This is a genomic window from Novosphingobium barchaimii LL02, assembly GCF_001046635.1.
Lineage (GTDB): Bacteria > Pseudomonadota > Alphaproteobacteria > Sphingomonadales > Sphingomonadaceae > Novosphingobium > Novosphingobium barchaimii.
Genome location: NZ_KQ130453.1, coordinates 215885 through 239765, shown reverse-complemented (window position 1 = coordinate 239765; position 23881 = coordinate 215885). Strand labels below are relative to the sequence as shown.

19 protein-coding genes and 1 pseudogene are annotated in these 23881 nt (G+C 62.3%); 6 read left to right on the top strand and 14 right to left on the bottom strand.

Annotated features, from left to right (window positions below; all coding sequences use genetic code 11):
* Positions 1-8 precede the first annotated feature (8 nt).
* The 6 genes from V474_RS08000 to V474_RS07975 all read right to left on the bottom strand — a co-directional run bounded on the left by V474_RS08000 (position 9) and on the right by V474_RS07975 (position 4767).
* A complete protein-coding gene (locus V474_RS08000; protein ID WP_059151002.1) occupies positions 9-833 on the bottom strand; it encodes an urea amidolyase associated protein UAAP1 in 825 nt (274 codons plus the stop codon).
* Positions 833-1309, bottom strand: a complete 477-nt coding sequence (locus V474_RS07995; protein WP_043974748.1) for a CopG family ribbon-helix-helix protein — start codon at positions 1307-1309, stop codon at positions 833-835. The genes V474_RS08000 and V474_RS07995 overlap by 1 nt, the downstream gene beginning before the upstream one ends.
* Positions 1310-1332: 23 nt before the next feature.
* A complete protein-coding gene (locus tag V474_RS07990) occupies positions 1333-2103 on the bottom strand; it encodes an ATP-binding cassette domain-containing protein (protein ID WP_059151001.1) in 771 nt (256 codons plus the stop codon).
* Positions 2100-2915, bottom strand: a complete 816-nt coding sequence (locus tag V474_RS07985) for an ABC transporter permease (RefSeq protein ID WP_059151000.1) — start codon at positions 2913-2915, stop codon at positions 2100-2102. Before V474_RS07985 ends, V474_RS07990 begins: the two co-directional genes overlap by 4 nt.
* Before the next feature lie 56 nt (positions 2916-2971).
* The gene (locus V474_RS07980; protein WP_059151454.1) at positions 2972-4054 is read right to left on the bottom strand and encodes a putative urea ABC transporter substrate-binding protein; all 1083 of its coding nucleotides are present in this window, start codon (positions 4052-4054) and stop codon (positions 2972-2974) included.
* Between the two features lie 203 nt (positions 4055-4257).
* Positions 4258-4767: a CopG family ribbon-helix-helix protein gene (locus V474_RS07975; RefSeq protein WP_059150999.1), complete on the bottom strand. Its 510-nt coding sequence runs from the start codon at positions 4765-4767 to the stop codon at positions 4258-4260.
* A gap of 323 nt (positions 4768-5090) precedes the next feature.
* On the opposite strand from V474_RS07975, the gene V474_RS26520 reads away from it, so the two are divergent.
* The 3 genes from V474_RS26520 (at position 5091) to V474_RS07965 (ending at position 9358) form a co-directional block, all read left to right on the top strand.
* Complete coding sequence (locus tag V474_RS26520) at positions 5091-5342, top strand: hypothetical protein (RefSeq protein ID WP_236710931.1); 252 nt, start codon at positions 5091-5093, stop codon at positions 5340-5342.
* 514 nt (positions 5343-5856) lie between these two features.
* Positions 5857-6732: a sterol desaturase family protein gene (locus tag V474_RS07970; protein WP_236711146.1), complete on the top strand. Its 876-nt coding sequence runs from the start codon at positions 5857-5859 to the stop codon at positions 6730-6732.
* A 196-nt stretch (positions 6733-6928) separates the two neighbouring features.
* Positions 6929-9358, top strand: coding sequence for a TonB-dependent receptor (locus V474_RS07965; RefSeq protein WP_059150998.1), 2430 nt, complete (start codon positions 6929-6931; stop codon positions 9356-9358).
* 73 nt (positions 9359-9431) lie between these two features.
* Here the strand turns inward: V474_RS07965 and V474_RS07960 are convergent, their stop codons facing one another.
* Positions 9432-11000 (bottom strand): tetratricopeptide repeat-containing sulfotransferase family protein, encoded by a 1569-nt coding sequence (locus tag V474_RS07960; protein WP_059150997.1) that lies wholly within the window; start codon positions 10998-11000, stop codon positions 9432-9434.
* Positions 11001-11212: 212 nt separating this feature from the next.
* Between V474_RS07960 and V474_RS07955 the strand changes: the two genes are divergently transcribed.
* Positions 11213-12640, top strand: coding sequence for a UvrD-helicase domain-containing protein (locus tag V474_RS07955; RefSeq protein ID WP_059150996.1), 1428 nt, complete (start codon positions 11213-11215; stop codon positions 12638-12640).
* Between the two features lie 426 nt (positions 12641-13066).
* Here the strand turns inward: V474_RS07955 and eutC are convergent, their stop codons facing one another.
* The 7 genes and pseudogenes from eutC to V474_RS07925 all read right to left on the bottom strand — a co-directional run bounded on the left by eutC (position 13067) and on the right by V474_RS07925 (position 20566).
* The gene (gene eutC / locus V474_RS07950) at positions 13067-13816 is read right to left on the bottom strand and encodes an ethanolamine ammonia-lyase subunit EutC (RefSeq protein WP_059150995.1); all 750 of its coding nucleotides are present in this window, start codon (positions 13814-13816) and stop codon (positions 13067-13069) included.
* Positions 13813-15432, bottom strand: a complete 1620-nt coding sequence (locus tag V474_RS07945) for an ethanolamine ammonia-lyase subunit EutB (RefSeq protein WP_236710928.1) — start codon at positions 15430-15432, stop codon at positions 13813-13815. The genes eutC and V474_RS07945 overlap by 4 nt, the downstream gene beginning before the upstream one ends.
* Positions 15433-15480: 48 nt before the next feature.
* The gene (locus tag V474_RS07940) at positions 15481-16026 is read right to left on the bottom strand and encodes a DsbA family protein (RefSeq protein WP_169795034.1); all 546 of its coding nucleotides are present in this window, start codon (positions 16024-16026) and stop codon (positions 15481-15483) included.
* Between the two features lie 327 nt (positions 16027-16353).
* Positions 16354-16464, bottom strand: a pseudogene (locus tag V474_RS26515) (IS5-like element ISRhru5 family transposase); the annotation flags it as partial.
* 325 nt (positions 16465-16789) lie between these two features.
* Positions 16790-18829, bottom strand: a complete 2040-nt coding sequence (locus V474_RS07935; protein ID WP_407938319.1) for a M3 family metallopeptidase — start codon at positions 18827-18829, stop codon at positions 16790-16792.
* Positions 18807-19622, bottom strand: coding sequence for a transglutaminase-like domain-containing protein (locus tag V474_RS07930; protein WP_059150993.1), 816 nt, complete (start codon positions 19620-19622; stop codon positions 18807-18809). Before V474_RS07930 ends, V474_RS07935 begins: the two co-directional genes overlap by 23 nt.
* A gap of 5 nt (positions 19623-19627) precedes the next feature.
* Positions 19628-20566 (bottom strand): transglutaminase family protein, encoded by a 939-nt coding sequence (locus tag V474_RS07925; RefSeq protein ID WP_059150992.1) that lies wholly within the window; start codon positions 20564-20566, stop codon positions 19628-19630.
* Between the two features lie 14 nt (positions 20567-20580).
* On the opposite strand from V474_RS07925, the gene V474_RS07920 reads away from it, so the two are divergent.
* Positions 20581-21363 (top strand): N-formylglutamate amidohydrolase, encoded by a 783-nt coding sequence (locus tag V474_RS07920; protein WP_059150991.1) that lies wholly within the window; start codon positions 20581-20583, stop codon positions 21361-21363.
* Positions 21364-21490: 127 nt separating this feature from the next.
* Complete coding sequence (locus tag V474_RS07915; RefSeq protein ID WP_059150990.1) at positions 21491-23881, top strand: membrane-bound PQQ-dependent dehydrogenase, glucose/quinate/shikimate family; 2391 nt, start codon at positions 21491-21493, stop codon at positions 23879-23881.

Genomic DNA, 23881 nt, shown 5'->3' with positions numbered 1-23881 from the left:
GTCCTTATTCAGCGACGGAAGTAGTCTTCAGCATTCTGGAAGGCACGAAGCCCTTCCGGCGTGGCGGTACGCACCGGATCGTCGTACGGCGTCACCGCACCGCGCCATGCCGAGGCCCGCAGCGGAGTAACTGTCCAGTCCTCGCGCGGGTCGAGGACGTGCGGGCAGTTCGCGACCACTACGACGACATCCATTTCAGCGCGCAGCACCACGCTGCGTCCGGGCGCGAACGGTCCGATCTGCGGTGTTATCGTGCCGTCAGCCTCGATCCGGGCGCCCTTGAACAAAGTCACGCACGGATGAACGTCGCGGCGGCCCAGGCCGTGCTTGGCGGCCCCCAGCAGGAAGCGATCGCGCCCGCTGGGGTAGGCGCCGCTATTGCTGCCATCGCCGTACTTTGCCGCATTGGTCGCGGCGTTGGATGTTCCGCAGAACGTGTCATGCGTGCCCGCGTTGTCCTCCAGGATGCTGAGCATAACGCGTCCCATGTCCGACAGCAGCAGCTTGCCGGCGCCAAGATAAGCATTCCACTGCACCTTGACGGTATCCGCCAAGTTGAGCCTTTCGGCGGGCATTTCCGCATTGAAGACAAGCAGCGAAGCGCAGGCATCGCCTTTCACGTCGATCAGCCGCAGGCGTGCGCCGCGCGATAGTCGGCGCGTGGCATAACCGCCGGCGGCAATCGTTTCTTCCCAAAGCAGGTCGGCCGCCGCCACTTCGGGCGGCAGGTCATGCGCCACCGGAGGCAGGATTGGCATGCTCTCGGTGACGGTGCCTTCCATGCCCCGCGCGTGATCGCGGGCCGCAAGCGGGTTAGCCAGAGTTTCGGTCATCAAATCACTCCGATCGGTTTGGAGGTGCCGGCTTCCTGTTCGTGCAGAGGCGGCAGGAGCGAAGTCGTGGTGACAAGCTCAAGCTGCTGAACCCCGCGCACCCGCCTGATTGCGTCGCAAAGCTCTTTCAGCCTTACGGCCGGCCCCTGCACGAGCAGGACTTCGAGGGACTGGTCATCCTCCAGCACCACATGCTGCGAGGAGATGACCTCCTTGAGATACGTGGCCTGCGTCTGCGACAGCAGGTGCCGCACGCGGCCGCGCTCGCTGCGGTAAACCAGGGTAATCGTACCGGCGAGCATCTCGTCCGGACGGGTGAGCGATTCATGCTCGGCAAGAGCATGGCGGATCAGCTCGGCGATAAGCTGCGAACGAGAAGGCAGGCCGCGTTCCGCCACCATCGTGTCGAGTTGTCGGAAGAGGTCTGCCGGGAGACTCATGCTGAGCCTGGCAAGGCTTGCGGATTCGGAGCTCATGGAGAGAGTCTCTCAATTATTACCTATTCAGTCAATGGTAATACTTCTTCGCTGCCAAGAGAATTTTCGGCTCGATCGCGCATGGGCAGATCGTAGACTGCGGTGGCGCCGAAACGGTGGGGTGCGTGCGGGTCGTGACGGCGCTTGTCGAGGGCCAGAACACGGGTTCCCAGGGTAAAGGCTTCGCGAATGTCGTGCGTCACCATGATGATCGTCAGTGAATAGTCACGCCACAACCCGCGGATAAGCGCATGCATATCCGCCCGGATGCCGGGATCGAGCGCGCCGAATGGCTCGTCCAGCAGCAGGATACGGGGCCGCTTCACCAGCGCCTGGGCAATCGCCAGTCGTTGCTGCATGCCGCCGGACATCTGCGCGGGAAAAAGGTGCATGCTGTCCCCCAGCCCCACCGCCGTCAGCATCGCGGCTGCTTCGTCCTTGGCGGCGCGGCGCGCGGCGCCGAACAGGCGCCCGGTCAGCGGGGCCTGCGCGCATTCCATCCCGAGGATCGTGTTCCGCAGCGCCGACAGGTGCGGAAACACCGAGTAGCGCTGAAAAACGACCCCTCGATCGGGCCCGCATTCCGGTATCAACGGCGCCCCGTCGAGCAGGATGGTGCCGCGTGTCGGCGCTTCCTGCCCGAGGATCAGGCGCAGGAAGCTGCTCTTGCCTGCACCCGACGGCCCGATGATCGAGACGAAAGCGCCGGCCTGGATATCGAGATCGAGTTTCTCGATGATGATCCTGTCGCCATATTCGACCCAGACGTCGCGAAGGCTGAGTAGCGTGCTCAATGACGTTCTCCGTGCGCCCAGGGAAACAGCCGCTGGCTCATGACATTCAGCGTCACGTCCATGACGATCGCCAGGATCGCAATCCAGGCGACGTAAGGCAGGATCACGTCCATCGAGAGGTAGCGCCGAACGAGGAAGATCCGGTATCCGAGGCCGACATCGGACGCGATCGCCTCCGCCGAGATCAGGAACACCCATGCCGGGCCCAGCGACAGACGCATCGCCTGAAGAAGTCGCGGCATGGCCTGAGGCAGCGCTACGCGGATGATAACCTGCCAACTGCTCGCCCCCAGGGTCTGCGCCTTGATGATCTGCTCCCTTGGCAGGGCCGCCACGTGGGCCGCGATGTCGCGGACCATGACCGGCGCGATACCCACAACGATCAGGGCGACCTTGGCGGTCTCACCCAGTCCCAGCGCGATGAACAAAATGGGCAGCAAGGCGATTGGCGGGACGACCGCAATGCCCGTCACCAGCGGCCCCAGAATAGCGCGCACCGGCGGCAAGGCGCCCAGCGCAAGGCCAATCACGATCGCCAGGACCGTGGATATGCCAAGGCCAATGCCCAGTCGCTGCAGGCTCGCCAGCGTGTCCGCCCAGAACAGCAATTGCCCGGTAAGCTGGTCCGGCTGGAAGATCAGCGCGGCCATGCTCTGTGCCATACTGCCCGGCAGCGGCAGGATCTTGTCTGCCGGGTTCGCGGCGTGGCGACTTGCGGCCATGACGATGTAAAGCACCGCCAGGACCAGGATCGGCAACGCGCCGAGCATAACACGGTCGCCTCGCCCGATTTGACGATTCACCCAATGCATGTCGTCATTCCATTTTCTAGGAAGCGGACCACTCTCGAAAAGCGGGACCTGAGCTGTCAGAGCTTTCCGTCGGCCGCCAGCTTCATGTAGCTTTCGTCGAAGCGCAGGGTCACATGCTGCGCATCGCCGAGCGTCTTGCCGCCCGGGAACGACATGCCCACCGCGTCAGCCGAACCAGCGCCCTTGAACAGACCCTTGGAAAAGCTGAAGTCACGCACACGGGTCATCGTCGTCACCAGCGCCGGGGCGGAAGTGGCCGCCACCGCCGCCTTGGGATCGGCGTAGAGGTACGTGGTGGTGAGCTGGCTGTCGAAAGCCTCAGGCGTCGCACCTGCCAGCTTGGCCATTCCCGCGCGGGCAGCCTTGCCTTCGGCATCCTGACGCTTCATCAGCGCCACGGTATCGTACCAGATGCCGGCGAGCGCCTTGCCCAGATTGGGGTTGGCCTTGAGCGTGGTGGTATCGACTACCAGCAGGTCGAGAATTTCGCCCGGAATGTCGGCAGAGCTGAACACTTCCTTCGCGCCGGCCTGCGCTTTCATTGTGGAAAGCTGGGGGTTCCAGGCAACCGCTGCGGTAACGTCCGGGCTGGCAAAAGCGCCGACAATATCGGCATCGCCGGTGTTCATCGTCTTCACGTCGCTCATCGAAAGACCGACCGAACTCAAGCCGCGAGCGAGGAGATAGTGGGACACCGAAAGCTCGACGAGATTCACCTGCTTGCCCTTGATGGCCTTCAGGTCGCCCGCGCCCTTCATCAGGATACCGTCGTTGCCGTTCGAATAATCACCGACGATGATGGCGCTGGTATCCTTGCCGCCAGCGGCAGGGATCGTGAGGGCATCCATGTTGGCAACGGTTACACCGTCCAGCTTGCCAGCGGTGTACTGGTTGACCGATTCGACGTAGTCGTTGACCTGGACGATGTTGATCTTGATGCCGTACTTATCGGCCCACTTCTTCACGATGCCGGACTGCTGGGCATAGGGCCAGGGCATCCACCCGGCATAGATCGACCATCCGATATTGAATTCAGTGCGCTTTGCCGACGCATCGCCTGACGTCTGCGAGCAACCGGCGGTGAGAAGCGCTCCGGTCAACATTGCGACCTTGGCTATTCTACGGATCGATACGATCATGACTCGGGTCCCCTTTCGCAATGCAGCATCGCCGCGATTCGAAAGGTTGTCCATCACAAAATATTACGCTCTTGAGAGTCTGTAATACTCAACCGATATCATGCGTGGCAAAGGCGATGCAGGTCGGGACAAAGCGCGGCGATGATATCTCTGCCATCACATCGGTAAGAGCGGTCCCGGCCCCGCGAGAAGCCGGCGTCCGATCAGGCAGCGATTTCGTTCTTCGGTTGCTGCCTACGGGGGCGGACGGCATCTTCGTGCTCACGGCCTTCCTGCTCGTGGAGCGGCGGCAGCAGCGCGGTCGTGGTGACCAGCTGAAGCTGATGCACGCCGCGAATGCTGCGCAGTGCGTCGCACAGGTCTTTCAACCTGGTCGCCGGCCCCTGCACCAGCAAAACCTCCAGCGACTGATCATCCTCGAGAAAGACGTGCTGGGACGAGATGACTTCCTTCAGATACTCGGCCTGGCTCTCGGCGAGCTGCTGGCGCACCCTGCCCCGATCTCCCCGGTAGACGAGCGTGATTGTCCCCGCGAGCATCTCTTCGGGACGGGTCTTAGCCTCGTGCTCTGCAAGGGCATGGCGGATCAGTTCCGCGATGAGCTGCGAACGGGAAGGCAGGCCGCGTTCTTCGACCATGACGTCCAACTGGCGAAACAGCTCGGCTGGAAGGCTCATGCTGAGCCGGGCAAGACTGCCGGGGTCGGTGCTCAAGCCAGGTCCTTCTCAACCATCATCACTATCCTCAAACTCAAAAATTTCGTTCGCCCAGGTTAACCGATCGGACGCGGACAAATCCTGCAACGCTACGCCAGCCGCACAAACCGGTATCGCACCATCCCCTATATCATGTGCGACGACTATGACAGCCGGCATGGGATGAGCGGAATGCCGTGGTTCGCACGGCCCCTGTCGATTTCAAGACCAATGTCCCGGCGCCTGGCAGCTTCCCCAGGCGGTGGATCTGCGGTTCTTCGTCATGCATGAACAACACCGATCCGGGAGCACAGGTCCATTGATACAACCCGCATACGGCGATGCTGCGCCAGAACAAGGCGTACCCCTATGGTGCACTTCTTGCGCCGCTCTATTTCGTCAACGACCGCGCGCTTTTACTCGACGAGGGCTTCGTGCAACTGCGTAGCGATTGGGACCTGCGCCGCGCCGTTGCGCCACTGCATCGCGGTATGGTGCGCCCGCAATGGACGCGATCCTGCCAGCGTGGAACTGCTGGCGGCATTCAGCCACCTCCATACCGATCATTAGGCCGCGACCAATCAGTTCGATGATTGCCCGAACACGATAGACAAGAGCCCCTATCGCTTCACGTGAAGCGGCGAAGGATCAAAGCGCGACAATGCCATGTCCCGCGCCTGCGACGAGTCGGCGGCGAGAGTCCGCCAAATTTATTACCATCCCCCGATATCGATTGCTGAAGCGAATAACGCACGCCGTAAAAAACGGACCCGCTGGGGCGAATGCATGGCGGTTTTCCCACACCTTCAGCACTGCAAGGGCAAAAGGCGTTTCCGTGACAATAATACTCTTGACGAGAAAGGTAATATCCATACCGTATGTCATGTCGCCGGCCAGAGCGATGAAGACAGGAGGAGAGAATCTGTAGTGGCCAACCGGTCCACCGGTTTGGATGAGGGATTTTCGATGGAACAACTGACGGTCGACAAGGCGGTTCTTTCGAGTGACGAGCAATCGGCCACCGATGCTGCTCATTCCATCGCAAAACGCGCCTCTGCCTACGGCTTCTCACGCCTGCCCATCACGGACGCTCAGAGCAGCGCCTCCCTGAAGAACCGTCTGTTCAACCTGGCCCCACCTGCCTTCGTGGCGGTCGTCGTCCTGTTTTGGGCCTATTTACCGAAGTCGTGGGTCGACAATGGATGGTCCATCATCCTCGCCTCATCACTTACCACCCTGATCGTCCTCGGGCTCGAATTGGTTCATGAACGACATTCGGTCTGGCGCATGAACAAGAGTGAATTTGCCACGGATCTGTTCTACGTGGTCTTGAGCTCCACCGTTATTTCCTGGGTTTCTACCACGCTGGCGGAAGATCCCCTGCTCGCTTTCAAGACATCGCTGGGCATCACCACGCAATGGGCGATGCAGCTGCCGTTTATCGTGCAGGTCGCGCTCGTGATCTTCATCATCGAGTTCGGCCAGTACTGGATGCACCGGCTGATGCATAACTGGACCCCGTTCTGGCTGACGCACGCTCCGCATCATCACATCACGCAGCTCAATGCAGCGAAGGGCGCTGTGGGCAATCCGATAGAGTTGTTCCTTATCAGCCTCAGCGTACTGGCGCTTTTCGATCTTCCTATTTCGGCAAAATTCTGCGCGTTCAACGTCTTGAGCGTGGTGTCGACCTTTGCGCACGCCAATGTTCGCGCCGATCCACCCAAATTCTATTCGTTCTTTTTCACAACGATCAGACACCACAGCCTGCACCATTCGACGGACTACGAAAGCACCCGTTGCAACTACGCCAATTCGTTAATCGTCATCGACCGCGTTTTCGGCACCTACCGCGAAGGCGAAGCAATCGTCGTCGGCCAGGACGAGTGCAAGAGACTGTCGATCCCGGAACAGTTCATGTTCCCGTTCCAACCCCTGATCGCAAGGATCAGGCGAATGCATAACGTGTCCGCCGCCCACTGATCCGCAGCGGACAATCGAAATCAACAATGGAGTAACCATCTCGACGAGTTCCCGAGAACCTCGAGAGCAAGAAGTGCGCCTGCAAGACATCCGTCAAGCGATGGCCGGCGCATCGATAAAAGCCAAAACGCCCTGCGGCTTCTGGCAGGAGCAGTCCAAGGCGCGGCAAAAACCTTAACCATGAACGGGGAAACATATGTCATATCGCGCAAAACTGAGAGCGGGGCTGTTATCGGCGACCGTGTTTACGGGCACAGCATTCGTAACGCCGGCAATGGCGCAGGACGCCGCAGTCTCCGATGACGGCAACGCCATCGTCGTGACCGGAACCCGCCGCACCACGACGATCATGGATGCACCGATCAACATCCAGGCAATCGGTTCCGAGGAACTGGCTCGCCAGCGGATAGACGACGTGCGCGATCTCGCCGATTTCACCCCCGGCATGACGATTTCGGACACAGGGCCGGGTTCAACCGGATCAATCGTGCTGCGTGGTCTAAACGCTTCCGACGTGGGCTCCAATGGCGCCAGCTACGACGACTCGCTTGGCGTTTATCTGGGTGAAGTTCCGCTCTACTACGATTTCAAGCTGCTCGACATCGCGCGCGTGGAAACGCTGCTCGGTCCGCAAGGTACGCTCTACGGCCTCGGTACGCTGGCAGGCGCGATCCGTTATATCCCGAACCGCCCGAACGTGGATGAATACGAAGGCGAAATGCATGGCCGCTTCTATAGCAAGGACCATGGCAGCAAACCCGGCTATCAGGTCGACGGGATGATCAACATTCCGATCGTGAAGGATCACATCGCCTTCCGTTCGGCGACCGGCTATTACTACGACCCCGGCTTCATCGACTATCCGCTGCTCATCAACCAGCCCGGCGTTTCATCGCCCCAACCCAGCGGCACCGATCGTCCGATCGGCGCGGACTACACCGCCAACCTGCACAAGCGCGAGGATCTCAACTTCGAGAAGACCTTCACCACGCGCAACCAACTGCTCGTCCAGACCACCGAAGACCTCAAGGTAATCTTCACTTACGCCTTCCAGCGGACCAAGACCGATGGAGCCCAGTCCAACAGCGCCGGCGTACTGGGGACGGGCAAGTACGAAAACGCCAGCCGCTATGCCGAGCCGGTCAACCGCCGCGCTCACCTTGCCAGCATGGAAATCAACGCGAACATCGCGGATATCGCAGACCTCGTCTCGACAAGCGCCTATACCAATGTCCGGGGGCGTTCGCAGACGGACAACACCGACCTGCTGCTAGACCTGGACTACGACTACGAACTGTTCCCGGCGTTTTCGAGCTGGAACGAAACTGACAACCGTCGCAAGCAGTTCAACCAGGAAATTCGCCTGGTTTCACGCCACGGCGGCCCATTCAGCTGGGTTCTGGGCGGCTTCTACAACGAACAGAAATACCACAACGACTACGCCGAGCACGTCCCGGGCCTTTCGGACTTTTACGGTGTTCCAAACAACCCTGATGACCTCGAATACGTCAGCTATACCAAGTCCAAGGTGACGGAGAAGGCCATCTTCGGCGAAGGCACCTTCCGCGTCACGCCGCAGTGGCAGGTCACCGGCGGCGCGCGCTATTTCAAGTATTCGTCCAATATCCAGGGCGGAATCGTCCTGCCTCTGCTTGGCGATCCGCTGAGCCCCTACGATGTCGATGCCGCCGGCGGATCGGCCAAGCAGGACGGCTGGGTCTGGAAATTCAATACGTCCTACAATTTCACCCCGGACCTTATGGTCTACGGCACTTACAGCAAAGGTTATCGTATCGGCGGTCCAAACCGCGTCGGCCCCTGCCCGGCAGACCTTAGTACAGTGCAGAATGCCTGCGCGCTGCCGAACGAACTCATGTACGGCCCGGACAAGACGAAGAACGCCGAAATCGGCATGCGAATGCAGTTGTTCGACCGCAAGCTGTCCTTCAATTTCGACGTCTACCAGATCAAATGGCAGGGCATTCAGGTAGACTCCGCAACCATCAACGGCGCCACCGGCATTACCGTGAATGGCGGCTCCGCCAAATCGCAGGGTTTTGAAGCCTCATTCCAGTTCAAGCCGGTCCCCCAGTTGTCGATTCAGGGCACCTATTCCTACACCGATGCCAAGTTGACGGAGGACGTACCGGGTATCATCACCATCCGCACGATCCCGGGATATTATGGCCCATACAGGTCGAACGCTAATCCCAACCTGCCGCGTAAGTTCACCCAGCTCGACGCCTTGGACGGTGACCGCCTCCCCGGCTCACCGAAGAACTCCGGCAGTCTTGGCGTCACTTACACCATGCCGATGACGGAAGGAAACCTGATCGCCAACTGGACCACAACCTACCGCGGCAACGTCGTGTCGCGGGTCGGCTGGGACCGGGGCTATGGCGACAAGATTCCAAGCTACGTGCTGCACCGCGCAACGCTTGCCTATGAAACCGACAAGTACAGCATCAGCCTGTTCGCGAACAATATCTTCGACAAATACGCCGTGGCCTCGGTCGGACAGGATCGTTCACGCATCGGCGTGAATGACGGTGTTGCCGTGCGTTACTACCGCCAGACGATCGTGAACCCGCGTACGTTCGGCGTCGAAGCCCGCTTCAAGTACTGATACCTGCGATCAAAGAAGAGAGGCGCTCTCCCGACAAGGGGAAAGCGCTTCTCTTCCGTTATGGAAGACGCTGCTAGTCAGTCTGGATGTTCTGTGCCTGCAACCAAGCCCGCACCGGCTCCAGTGCCTCCTGATAAGATCGCCATTTCCCCACGCCATCGGCATTGATCGGCCGGCGGACCTGCGCCGCGCTGGGCGTTGCCACAGCCGCGCTGTTTTCATGAAACGACAGGCACGCCTCGTCCCACTCCAACCCGCAATGCTCCAGCAGACCCCGCGTCTGGCCCTCCTGGTCGGCGACCAATGCTTCATAAGACAGTTGCAACACCCGGCCGGGTAAAATCTCTTCCCACAAAGCCATCAGCCGGTCGAAGCGGGCATAGTAGCGCGCCGTATCCATGAGGTCGTAGGAATAGGAGTAATAGGCAGACTGGCTGGCGAAGAGGTTCTTGTAGTTGCTCCAGATTGTATCCACCGGGTTCCGGCGCAGGCAGACGATCCGGGCATCGGGCAACGCCCGGGCAATGTGGCCGATGTACAGGAAGTTGGCCGGCAACTTATCCGTGAACCGCACCTTGTGGCAGCGCTGGTAGTGGGCCGCGCGCGCCAGATAGGCCTCCCCGATCATGGCAGGATCGACATCTGCGCTCGCCGCGATCGTAGCCGGGTCGATGACGCTGCGTGATGGCGTCCCCGCCAGTTGCTTGACCGCCAGTGGCATGGCCTGAAGCTCCCCCGCCGCCTCTACATCCCGGTGTGAGGACAATATGCGATCGACCAAAGTGGTGCCGGTGCGCGGCATGCCCACTACGAAAATGGGCGCAGCGCCTAGCTGTCCGACCCCTGTAACAAGGGCATTGCCCGGGTTACCGAATATTGCCTCAACTCCGTCGAAAATCGCGGCGTCCTGCGCGAAATCATAACTGATCGCCTGCTTATGCGCGGTATTTGCGGCAGAAAGGTGCCGAAAAGCATCGGCGGTATTGCCGACGTCCTCCAACTCCTTCGCAAGGGCATAGCGGATGCGCAGCACATCCTCGGGCCTCCGCGCACCGGCCAAAGCCGTTTCAAGTCGCGACACATGGTTAGCCCGTGCCGTCTGCCGAGATAGAATGGCGAGCGCATAGTGCACGCGCGCATCCCCGGGCTCTGCTGCCAGGATGGTCTCATAATGCGCACGCGCATCCGCCACCCGTCCGGTAAAGCCGCTGGCAGCAGCCAGATTGTAGCGATAATCCAGATTGTCCGGCTCGGCCGCCACTGCTGCGCCAAACGGAATAACGGACATTTCATGATTGCCCAGTCGGGCCAGGACACACCCGATGGTATCCAGCGTCAGCGCGTCACTGGGCGAAAGTTCCATGGCCCGGCGCGCGGCATCGGCAGCCTCGCCATCCCGCCGCAGGAGAATAAGCAGCCTCGCAAGCTGGGCCAGATGTTCTGCCTCTGGACCGCGTTCCACGGCGGCTTCGATCAAAGGGACTGCTTTCGCGATTTGCCCGGCCTCTGCAGCCACAACGCCAAGCAGAAAGAAGCCTGCCGGCTGCTCCGGGCTGTTTAAGACAAGCGCCTTCGCAGCAGCCGCGGCAGCCGGCAGGTCGCCGCGTTTGAGCGCCGCTCTTGCCTGTGCTTCCAGCGTCATTCGCCGACCCCGGTGCCCATGGTCATATGCCAGTTGTCTGTGTGAAATACGCTAGAAGCAGCGCACGCAATGTATCTCGACCAATCGCCATCAATGCCCTCACATCTTTCGAAACCGAGCTTAGGCACGCATGAAGCCCATGACAATCGCCACTACGCCCGGGCAGATGGAGGCCGCTTGACGTCTCCCTCCCACCTCGCGATCAGGCGGCGATGATACCAACGCCTGAGCAGCAAGCCATTCTCGACCGGTCGCCCACCGATACGATCAAAGTCACCGCCGGCGCCGGATGCGGCAAGACCTCCACGCTCGTCCATTACGGCAAGCGCTGGCCGGCACGCGCGCTCTACCTTGCCTTCAACCGCGCCATCGCCAACGAGGCGGGCCGGAAATTCGCACCTATCATCGAGACGCGCACCGCGCACAGCTTCGCGCACCGGGCGCTCGATGTAAGCAATCGCAAAGGGGAACTGGTCCCCCGCTACCGACAGGAGCATCTGCGTGCCTTCACTTCCGTGATCGATCCGGTTCCGGGCCTGAGCGACTGGCAGGTGCGCGCCGCGATCCTGCGCACGATCGACAATTTTCTGATCGATGCCGGCTCGAAAATTCGCCCCGACCACTGCGACCTCACCGTCAAGTCGCAAAGGATGGCCGTGCGCGGGATGACTCGCGAGATCGTCAAGAAGCTGCTCAAATTCGATAAGCACGACCTGCCGATCACCCACGACACCTATCTCAAGGCTTTCGAACTGTGGCACCAGATTGAGGGCGGGTTCAAATACCTGCTGCTTGACGAAGCCCAGGACCTGAACCCGGTGCTCATCTCGATCGCAAAAAAGGCCGCGCTGCCGACGATCGTGGTCGGCGATCCATACCAGTCGATCTACCGCTTTCGCGGCGCGGTAGACGCCATGGACGAATTCGACGCCGCCGAAATGCCATTGACGCAAAGCTGGCGCTTTGGCCCCGAGGTCGCTGCACTGGCCAACGGCATCCTGCGCCGCAGTTCTAGACCGCCGCGCCATAAGCTGCACGGCAACCCCGACCGCGAAACACAGGTCCTGCGCTACGCTGGCAAGCTACAACCGCGTCCGGGCACCGCCATCCTCGCCCGTACCAATGCCCGCCTGTTCGAGAGCCTTGCAGCCATCGAGCAGCCCTTTCACCTGATCGGCGGCGTCACCGACCTGCAACGTCAGCTTTCGTCCGCCCTCGCGCTACGCCAGCGCCGGCATCATCAGGTTGTTGACCCCGGCGTCGCGCGGTTCACCTCGTGGGCGCTGTTCGACCATGCCGCCGACCGCGGAGATGGCGAAGCACGCCGCCTGCGCGACATCGTCGACCGTCACGGCGAGCGCCTGCCCGGCATCTTGGCACGCCTGGGCACGCTGCACCGCGAGCGTGAGAGCGATGCCGCACTAATCGTTTCCACCGCGCACAAGGCCAAGGGGCGCGAATTCGACACCGTCGTCGTCCTTGACGATTTCGAGGATCCGGCCGACCTCGCGGCACGCCGCCTCAAGGATGCAACCAAGGCCATCGAGGCTGACCAGCAGGTCAACCTTCTCTATGTGGCCTGTACACGGGCCACGCACCGCCTCTACCTTGCCCCGAAACTGTACGATGCGCTTTGCTGAGGCGCTGGACCGATGATCTCGGTGCCACTGCCGCCCCCCATCAGCCAAACGGGTGATCTCCCCACGGTTGCGCAGGCTCGCATACAGATACCGCGACGGGCACCCGCCACTGGGCCGATACTTTGTGACGGCGCCCACTTACCCCCCCTGCTGTCCCCGCCCAAGGTGCTGACGACCTACAAATACACTCTGGTGCCAGGCTATCCCGCCTGCTTGCGCTTGATCACCCACAGTATGCTCGTCGCCTCGGTAGGTGCAGTCGTAGTCACCCTTGGCATCGCGGCGGTCCGCTTGGCGCGAAGCGGCCCTCCTTCCACTTCGTCCGCCAGCGTAAGAAGCTGGCCTTGCACGGCACGACAGCTGCGACCTTGCCGTCGAGGACGCCCGCATGAAAGATGTGGCCCGGCGTTGCGATCTCGATCCGCATCAAGGGGGCAAGGCCGTGTGCTCATCCTTGAGGGCGGTACCGGTGAGGCGGCGGCGGCGGGCCTGGGTCATCAGCCAGGCAAGCTTGTCTGCCGCCTGATCCGGGGTCAGGCCGTGCGGCGGGCGGATGTTGGACACGCAGTTTCGCTCTGCATCGCAGCGGGCGGGGCCCGGGGCCCAGGTTAGATAGGCGCCGAGGCTGTCGGAAGAACTGAGGCCGGGCCGCTCGCCGATCAGCACCAGCACCAGGTCTGCCGATAACAACGCGCCGATCTCGTCCCCCACTGCGACGCGGCCCTGCCGAACGATACTGACGCGCGCCCAGTTCCAGTTCGCCAGCCGCGTCTGCAACGCGCGCAGGAGAGGTGGCGCGTGGCTTTCCACGGCGGGGGCGGAAAGTCCGTCGGCGATCACCACCGCGACATCGCACGGCGGCGCGGGGGTATCTTCCAGCAGCTGGCGTGAAGCGTGGTCGAGGCGGCGGCCAAGGTCTGGCCGAGCAAGATAAGTGGTGCGGTCTCCTGCGCCAGTCGCCAGGATAAGCGGTGGCGGCAAGCCGGCCCGCACCAGCGTTGCCGCCAGCGCATCGGCGTCCAGCGGGGTCTGCACGGCGTCCCGGGCGAGGGCATGGGCCAGCTGGAATTCCAGCAGCGGCGCGGTCGGTATGCCCGACCCGGCGCGGCCTAGGCCGATGCGGGCAGGCGTTGCGCGCCGCAGCCGCAACGAGGGGACATCGGGCACGTCGCTCATCGGATCGCCTCGGGCAGCGCGAGCAAAGCTGGGGCACGATCGAAATCGACGGGGCGGATGCGGCCGGCGTCGTCGAGAAGGCCTACTGCGTCCAGCCATGTTTCGAATTCGGGCGCGGGGCGCAGGCCCAGCGTGTCACGGGCGTAGAGCGCGTCATGGAAGCTGGTGGACTGGTAGCCCAGCATCACGTCGTCGGCGCCGGGTACGCCCATTACGAAGTTGACACCGGCCACGCCCAGCAGTGTCAGCAGGATGTCCATGTCGTCCTGATCGGCTTCGGCGTGGTTGGTGTAGCAAACGTCGCAACCCATCGGCAGGCCCATCAGCTTGCCGCAGAAGTGGTCCTCCAACCCGGCGCGGATGATCTGCTTGCCGTCGTAGAGGTATTCCGGGCCGATAAAGCCGACCACGGTGTTGACCAGCAGCGGCGCGAATTCGCGCGCAACGGCATAGGCACGCACTTCCATCGTCTGCTGGTCGACGCCGTGGTGGGCATTGGCCGACAGCGCCGAGCCTTGCCCGGTTTCGAAGTACATGACGTTCTGTCCCACGGTACCGCGCTTCAGCGACAGGGCTGCCTCGTGCGCCTCGCGCAGCATGGCCAGATCGATGCCGAAGCTGCGGTTGGCCGCCTCGCTGCCGGCGATCGACTGGAACACGAGGTCGACCGGCGCGCCGCGCTGGATCGCGGCGAGAGTGTTGGTGACGTGGGTTAGCACGCAGGTCTGCGCCGGGATGGCGTGGGCAAGGCGCACCTGATCGAGCATGTGCAGCAAGGTGCAGGCGGCATCCACGCTGTCGCTGGCGGGGTTGATGCCGATCACGGCGTCTCCGCAGCCCATCAGCAGGCCGTCGAGCACGGCGGCGGCGATGCCCAGCGGGTCGTCGGTCGGGTGGTTAGGCTGGAGCCGCACCGCCAGTCGTCCCTTGAGGCCCAGCGTGTTGCGAAAGCGCGTGACCACCTCGATCTTGCGCGCCACCGCGATGAGATCCTGGTTGCGCATGAGCTTGGAGACGGCAGCCACCATCTCGGGCGTCAGGCCGGGGCTAACGGCGGCGATAGATGCGCCGCTGGTGGTATCCGTCAGCAGCCATTCTCGAAATTCCCCCACGGTGAGGTGCGATAGTGCGGCGAAGGCGGCAGCGTCATGGCCGTCGAGAATCAGCCGCGTCACTTCGTCCGTTTCATAGGGGACGAGAGCGTCGGTAAGCAGGTCTGCGAGCGGCAGGTCCGCCAGCACCATGCGCGCAGCGACGCGTTCGAGGTTGCTGCGCGCCGCCAGCCCGGCAAGCGCATCACCGGACCGCGCGGGACTGGCCGCAGCAAGCAGTGCGGCGAGGCTGGCGAACGTGTGTCGGGCGGCGCCAAGGTCGATCCTATACATCGTTTCAGCTATCCAACGGCAGCGTGTCCTCGGGTTCAACACCAGCGTGACCGGCCCGGTTTCACACCAGTCCTCGGTGTCGGCGCTGGTGAGGTAGTCGCCGACGCGGATGGTATAGGCGCCGCGCACGCCCAGCAAGGCCCTCTCCTCGATGTTGCCTTCAAACCGCCTGGCTAAGGCCGCGGCGGCGGTGGCGCCATAGGCGGTGGCGATCCGGTGCACCGATGGCATTGGAGCGGGATGCGATATCTAAGGAAGTACTGTTAGCCTCCGCTTCGATCAACGGCGCGGTTCTGCAGTCCGGGCGCTCTGGCGCGCCTTTTGAACGGTGCCGCGCAAGGTGGCCGCATCGACCGCGCCGGGGATCAGGTAGTCTCCGATGACCAGCCCTGGCGTTCCGGTAAGGCCGATCATCTCGGCCAACTGGTTCGTCTTGCGCAGCGCACCGTCAACGACGGCGGCGTTGCGCGCCAGATCCGCCTGAAGGCGCGGCCAGTTGACACCGGCCCGCACCGCGGCTTGACGAATGTCGGCCTGGTCCAGCTTAACCGGCCCGTTCATCAACGCATCATTGAACGCGGCATACTTGCCCTGGTAGCGGGACGCCATCCCGGCCCGTGCCGCATCAAGCGAGGCACCACCGAAGATCGGCCAGTCACGATATACCACACGCACCTTGCGGTCCGTGGCCAGCAGCTGTTTCAGGTCCGCGTGCAGCTTGCGGCAATAGGGGCACTGGTAATCCGAAAAGACGACGATGGTCACGTCATAGCCCTGCGGGGCAATACTGGGGAGTGCTGGATCGTTGGCGAGCGCATCCTTCATGCGCGTGCGCTCCTGCGCTGATGCCATCGTACTTGCCGGCGCCTTCGTCGACAGGGCTCCCGGCATGCAAAACGCGCCAACGAGAATTGCGCCGCACATGCGGGCGATGTGCCAGACAGAAAACTTCCTCACGCGTTTCAACACCTTCCGTTGGTCAGTGCGGGCGCCGTGGCAGATCGGCAGCCCGAGCACCAGCACAACGCGAGCCGGCGGACCGGCCGTGCCCTGACCGCAGCAGTGCAAGATAGGCAGTTTGGCAGCGACTGACGTGGTCTTGGTTTCCGGGACAGGATGCCAAGCTAGGGCGTAGGCTCGTCGTACGTTGCATCAGAGACGTGCGCAAATGAGCTTGATGGCCGCGAGACAGTTGGCAGCGTCCTTGTCATATCCGGTGGCGATGCCCCGGAACTGCTTGATCCGATTGCAAAAGCGCCCGACGAATTCGCTGGCGAACAAACCAAACGCGCACGCCTGATGGTCAAACACGAAGCCCGAAACCGGGCAATTGTGTGCTTGAGATGCAATACTTTTTGCTGTGCAGTGACAGCTTGCGGCGAACGAGATAGCCGCCGAGAAATGCCTTTCGAGGCCGCATTGGCCGTATGGGACCACGGTGAGCGTGCCCGAGCAAGGATCATAGACCTGGCTGACCAGTGTTGCGCCTTTCTTGTCCACTATCTGCGCAATGGCGACGGGGAGGGAATACAGTCCGCTCGGCGTAACTGCTGATTGTCGACATATGGCCTGGGATAACCCCTATATCTCAGGCGTCGACAAGGTGCCTTGCCCGCATCAACGCGCCCGCATCCGGCGCACGACCGAGGAACGCCTGGAAAGAGGCCATCGGATCACGGGTATTTCCCACTCCGAGGATTTCCGTGCGGAAACGATCTGCCAACGCCGGATCAAAGATATCGCCCGATGCGACGAACGCTTCGAAAGCATCCGCGTCCAGCGCTTCGGACCAAGCATAGCTATAGTACGCGCTGGCGTAGCCGCCGTCGAAGATATGGGTGAAGTAGGGGAAGCGGTGACGCAGACCGATTTCCTGCGGCATCCCGAGCGCTTGCAATTCCGCTTCGACGAAGGTCCGGGGATCATCTGCGGCACCAGATGCGCGGTGTATGGCAAGGTCGATCAGCGAACAGCCGATCAGTTCCACCGTCGCGAAACCCTGCCCATAGGCTTCTGCGTTGCGGATGGCGGTGATCAGCGCATCGGGCACGCCAAACCCGGACAGGACCTCGCGGCTGACAATCCAGTTTTCCATGAACTTGCTCGGAAATTCGACGAAGTCCCGCGCGACCGCAGTGCCCGATTGGCTGGGATAGGTCACGCGTGAGAGCAGGCCGTGCAAGGCATGGCCGAATTCATGGAACAGAGTGCGCGCCTCGTCGATCGACAGGCGGGTGGAGGCGGTATCCGGCGGCGGCGCGGCGGCGAAATTGGCGACTAGGTAGACAACCGGGAGAACCTGCCCATCCATAGTCTCCTGTACGCGCAGGCTGCCCATCCATGCACCGCCGCGTTTCTCGGGCCGCGCAAGATAATCGGTGAAGAGCAAGCCAATGGCCGCCCCGCCAGAATCGCAAACTTCCCATGCGCAGACATCGGCCTGATAGCCGGGAATGTCGGTCCGACACGTGAAGGACAAGCCGTAAAGGCGGCCGGCTGTGTCGAACGCGGCCTGCCGGACGGCATCGAGCCGCAGATGCTGCGCCACCGCAGCTCCGTCCAGCGCATAGCGCGCACGGCGTACTTTCTCGGCGTAGAAACGCCAGTCCCAAGGGGCAATAGTGAAACCGCCATCTTCAGCGTTGATCAGGGCCTGCAGTTCGACCGCCTCTTCCGCGGCGCGGCGCTTGCCAGGCTCCCATAACTGGGTGAGCATGTCGGCGGCGGCGTCGGGGGTATGCGCCATACTGTCTTCCAACGCATACTGCGCATGGTCCGCATAGCCCAGCATGACTGCGCGTTCCTCCCGAAGCGCCAGCGTTTCGGCAATAACCGGCCAATTGTCATGCGGCCCGCCGTCACAGCGGTCGGTAAAGGCGCGCCACAGGATTTCGCGCAGGTCCCGGCGCTCTGAAAAGCTCAGAAAGCTTTCGTAATCCGTCCTGTCCAGCGTGAGATGATAGCGCCCGGAAATGCCCTTGGCCGCCGCGCGCCCTTGCGCTGCGTTGCACAGCCCAGCAGGAAGCCCGGCCAGATCCTCCGCGCCCAGATCCATAACCCAGTCTGATGTGGCAGCCAGAACATTGTGGCCGAACTGTACAGACAGCGCGGACAATCGCGCATCGATCTCGGCGAACCGATGCTTCTGCGGCGGTGTCAGGCCCGCACCCCCGCGAAGAAAACCCGCCTGACTTGTTTCGACCAGGCGAACCTGCTGCGCATAGAGCCCCGCTTCATGGCGAGTGGAATGGACGTCGGCAACGCGCTGCGCGAGGGCAGGATCATGGCTAATAGCAGTCGAATGGCCGCTGAGCAGCGCGGAAACCTGTGTTTCGATGGCGCGGATCGCAGGCGTACCCTGCGCTGACGACAGGGTCCAGAACAGACGCCGTACCCGCCCCAGCGCTTCCCCGCATCGTTCGAGCGCGGCAATTGTATTCTCGAACGTCGGCGGCTCGGCCTGCGCGGAAATGGCGGCCAGTTCCTCCCGATGCCACGCCATCGCGGTTTCAAAGGCGGGCAGGAAATCCTCAGGACGCACCTCCGCGAACGGTGGTGCGCCAAGTGGCCCGTCCCAAGGGCGCAGCAGCACGTTGGCGAATGCATCAGTCAATGGATTCGACCTCATCCGTCACCACTTCGAAACGCACCAGATTTGCTGGGCCAAAGGCCGTGGTCAAGGCGACATCGGTGGCATCGCGCCCACGCGCCATCAAAATGCGGCCAATGCGTGGCTTATTATGGCGTGCGTCATGAGTGTACCACTCCCCATTGATGTAGACATCGAACCAGGCGCTGAAATCCATCGGCGCATCGACCGGCGGCACGCCGATATCGCCCAAGTATCCGGTGCAGTAACGTGCAGGAATATTCATGCAGCGGCACAGGGTGATGGCAAGGTGGGCAAAATCGCGGCAGACACCCTGCTTTTCCTGATAGCCGTTCCAGGCGGTCTTGTCCGGCCGGGCATAGTGATACCCGAACTCGATGTGGTTATGCACAAAAGTGACAATTGCATCCACCCGGTCGCGGGCGGAAGGCAAGTGTCCGAAATTGCTCCAGGCTACGTCCATCAGGCGATCCGTCTCGCAGTACCGGCTGCCCAACAGAAAGGGCATGACCGCATCGGGCAAGTCCTCGACAGGCGTTTGCGGCCCGTCCGGTGCGCGGGCGTCGGGTTCGCCATTGTCCTCGATCACGAAATCGCACGACAAGGTCACACCGCCGGGCGGGATCGCCAACCGCGTCGCTACGTTCCCGAAGCCGTCCTCGAAATGATAAAGCGGGATGTCCGGGTCGGCGAACAGGCGCTGCGGTGTCTGCAAATCCTGATGGCGCGAGGGATGAAGGCTGAGCATAGCCATCATCGCGGTTTTCGTGTCGCTTTCAAATCGAATATCGTATCCGCAGCGAATCAGCATGACGATTACTTTCCTGAGCCGCGGGGAGACCGGCTGTTTATGGCACCATGATCGGTAAGGGGGAACTGGGCAGGATCGGCGCGGTGAACGTCGACCGTCACGTCCATTCCCAGAAAGCTGGCGGGCAAACCGTACCAGGTGCCCGAAAGCGGCAGCGCCTGATACGGATCGCGCGCGACAGCAACGCGGATGAGGCCGCGATTTCCGATGATTCCGTTGGTTGGATCGAATTCGACCCAGCCCGAGCCGGGCAGGAAGATCCGCACCCACGCGTGAGTATTGCCGCCGCCGACCACGCCTTCCGACCGCGACGGGTTGTAGACGTAGCCCGAGACAAAACGCGCCGCGAAGCCCAGGGCGCGCACTGCCTCGATCATCAGTACGGCAAAGTCGCGGCAGGTGCCCTGCCGCTTCTTCAAGGTCTCGATCGGAGTCTGCGTGCCCTTTTCGTGACGCGGGACGTATGTGAAATCGCGCTGAATGCTGGTCGCGATCTGGGTCAGCAGGCCAATCGTGGCGGTGTTGCCATCATTGCTAACGAAAGCGCGCGCCCAGTTGTCGACCACTCTGCCCGGGTCCAGATGCTGACGCTCGATCGAGCGCAGCAGGTCAGGCATATCCTCCGACGAATAGGTGAACGGGAAAAGCCGGGCATAGGCTTCGACGTCCACCTGCTTCTGGGCCAGCGGCGCGTGCTCGAGCGTGACTTCGCTGCTGACGACCAATTGCGAAGCGCGGCGCTCGAACAAAGCGATCGCCACCGAATTGCCCAGCACGTCATGCACCCACCGCAGTTCGCTGGGCTCGGGGGCGATGCTGAGGCGCGCGGAAAGCAAGCGCTGGTCAAAGGCTTCGCGCGGGCGCATCATGATCCGATGTTCACCCAGGGATACAGGCTGCTTGTAGCGATAGGCCGTGACATGATGGATCGTCAGCAAGGGCATGGGGGCAGGTCCTGATGGCCGGGCGCACGGCGGATGGCTTGTTGTGTCCGGGAGATCCGGCGCCGGTTGGTCTCTTCAACGCAGAAGGCACCTCCCCGTTCCTGCTGATTGGCGACCATGCCGGCTCTGCCCTTCCCCGCGCGCTGGGCAACCTGGGCCTGGAGCCCGGCGAGATGGGGCGGCATATCGCGATCGACATAGGTGTGTACGGCCTGGGCCACGCGCTGGCCAAGATGCTAGATGCGCCCTTCGTGCATCAGACGTATTCGCGCCTCGTCATCGACTGCAATCGCGATCCAGACCGCGTCGATGCCATCCCTGAGGTGTCGGACGGAACCCGCATCCATGGAAACGAAGGTCTGCCGGTCGACGCGCGGATGGCCAGGATCGGCGCCATCCACCGGGCCTATCATGCCCAGATCGCTGCGATAATCGATGCGCGCAAAGCGACAGGCCTCGAAACCGTCATCGTATCGCTACACAGCTTCACACCGACCATGGATGGTACACCGCGCCCTTGGCATGTCGGCATCCTGCATGGCGCAGGAAGAGCAGATTTTGCCTATGCGCTGTTACAGGAACTGCGGCGCGAAGACGGTCTGAACGTCGGCGACAATGTTCCATATGCGATGGACGATACGGACTACACGGTGCCGCTACACGCTTTCACGCGCAGCCTTCGCTATACTGAAATCGAAATACGGCAAGATCTTCTTGCCAATGGTGATGCACAGCAACTCTGGGCGGCCCGCTTCAACCGGACACTGGTGGACGCGCTGGCATTGGTGACCCCCTAAGGCCGACGAGCCGCGAAAAACTGTTGAACGGCTTAGGAATGTTGCCATAATCTCGGACAGAGCGGAACATTGCCCGGCTCCGGAACTTACACGAGGCGCAGCCCTGATTATTGCTGGAGTGTAAACGATGGATGCTTCCCGCCCGACCCGCAGTGCGTGGCCGCTTCCGCCATTGATCCTGGGCGCGGTGATCGCATTGATCGGCCTTGTCCTGACCATCGGCGGGGCCTGGCTGGCGATCCTGGGCGGCTCGGCCTATTACCTGCTAGCCGGTTTGGGCATGATCGTATCCGGCGCGCTGCTGTTCCGCCGGCGCATTATTGGCGGATGGCTCTACTGCGCAATTTTCGTCCTGACCATCATCTGGGCGTTTGCCGAAGTGGGCCCCAATAACTGGGCTTTGGTGCCTCGCGTGATCGCGCCGCTGGTCCTGCTCATCGCGGTGCTGCTGGTGATGCCAACGCTTTCGGCCCGGCGCGGAAGATGGAAGCTGGGGCTAGGAGCAAGCGGCGGCGTCCTCGCGCTCACGGCGGTGACCGCGCTGGCCTTTGCACAGATGGCGGACACGCCTCCCGCCTTCGATCTCCCTGCACTGGGCGCCGAAATGGGCGATCCGTCACTGGCCGCTACCGGGGACGACTGGCCTGCCTACGGCGGTTCCGACAGCGCACGGCGCTTTTCGCCTCTCGGCCAGATCACGGCGGCCAACGTCAAGGACCTCAAGCGCGCATGGCTGGTCCATACCGGTGATATGCCGTCCTCGCCCAAGATCGCCAAGACGTACGGCGGTGAAAACACCCCGCTCAAGGTCGGCAACATGCTTTATGTCTGCACGCCCAAGAACATCGTGCTGGCTCTCAATCCGGCGAGCGGCAAGCAGATCTGGCGCTTCGATCCCAAGGTTTCGGACGATGCCATTCCCTACACCGCCGCATGCCGGGGTGTGAGTTACTACGCCGTGCCGAACGCACCGGCTGGCCAGCCCTGTGCCGCGCGCCTGATCTTCGGCACACTGGACGCACGGCTGTTCGCCATCGACGCCCGCACCGGCGCGCGCTGCACCGCTTTCGGCGCCAATGGCGAAGTCGATACCAAGATCGGCATGGGCAATACGCCTCCGGGCTATGTTTCGATCAATTCGCCCCCCACCATCGTGCGCGGCGTGGCGGTCACCGGGCATCAGGTACTCGACGGGCAGGACCGCTGGGCGCCCTCGGGCGTGATCCGTGGATATGATGCGGTCACCGGCAAGCTGCGCTGGGCTTGGGATATGATGCACCCGGAATGGAACGGCTACCCGCCGACCGGCCAGATTTGGGAGCGCGGCACCCCCAACATGTGGACCATCGCCAGCGGCGACGAACAGCTTGGCCTTGTCTACCTGCCCATGGGCAATGCAGCGGCGGACTATTATTCCAGCCTGCGCCGTCCGCTGGAGAAGGAATTCGCCACTTCGCTGGTGGCGCTGGACGTCACCACCGGCAAGCCGCGCTGGAAGTTCCAGGCCGTGCGCAACGACGTGTGGGACTATGATTTCGGAGCCCAGGCCAGCCTAGTCGACTATCGCGGTACGCCGGCGCTGGTGCTGCCTTCGAAGCAGGGCGACATCTATGTCCTCGACCGCAGGACAGGCAAGCCGCTGACCCCGATCGGCGAACTGAAGGCACCTGGTGGCGGTGTCGAGCCGGACCAACGCGCAAAGACCCAGCGCGTGTCCTTGTGGCATACCCTGCGCAAGCCCGCCCTGACCGAGCGTGACATGTGGGGCATGTCGCCGATCGACCAGATGGTCTGTCGCATCCAGTTCAGGAAGGCGAGCTATAAGGGCTTCTTCACGCCGCCCGAAAGCGAGCGCCGCTCTATCGAATATCCGGGCTATAACGGCGGAACCGATTGGGGCGGCGTGGCAATCGACCCGCGCCGGGGCGTAATCGTCGCCAACTATAACGACATGCCCAACTACGTGCGGCTTGTCCCCCGTGCGGAAGCCAACAAGAAGGGCTGGGCCCCGCGCGATCAGGCACGCGGAAACATTGGCGGGGCCGAAGGAGCGGGCGATCCACAGGCGCACACGCCCTACGCCATCGACGTAAACGCCGGTTGGCGCCTGCCCTTTACCGGAATGCTGTGCAAGCAGCCGCCCTATGGCGGTATCCGGGCCATCGACATGAAGAGCGGCCGTACGATCTGGGACCGCCCGCTCGGCACAGCGCGCACCAACGGGCCCTTCGGCATTCCCTCGATGCTGCCTTTCAACATCGGCACCCCCAACAACGGGGGCTCGGTAGTGACGGCGGGCGGAGTGATCTTCGTTGCGGCGGCGACCGACAACCTGATCCGCGCTATCGACCTCAAGACCGGCAAGACGCTGTGGAGCGACGTGTTGCCCGCCGGAGGACAGGCCACGCCGATGACCTATTCAGTTAACGGCAAGCAGTACCTCGTCATCGTGCCGGGCGGCCATCACTTTATGGAGACGCCCATCGGCGACGAAGTTATCGCCTACGCCCTGCCTTAA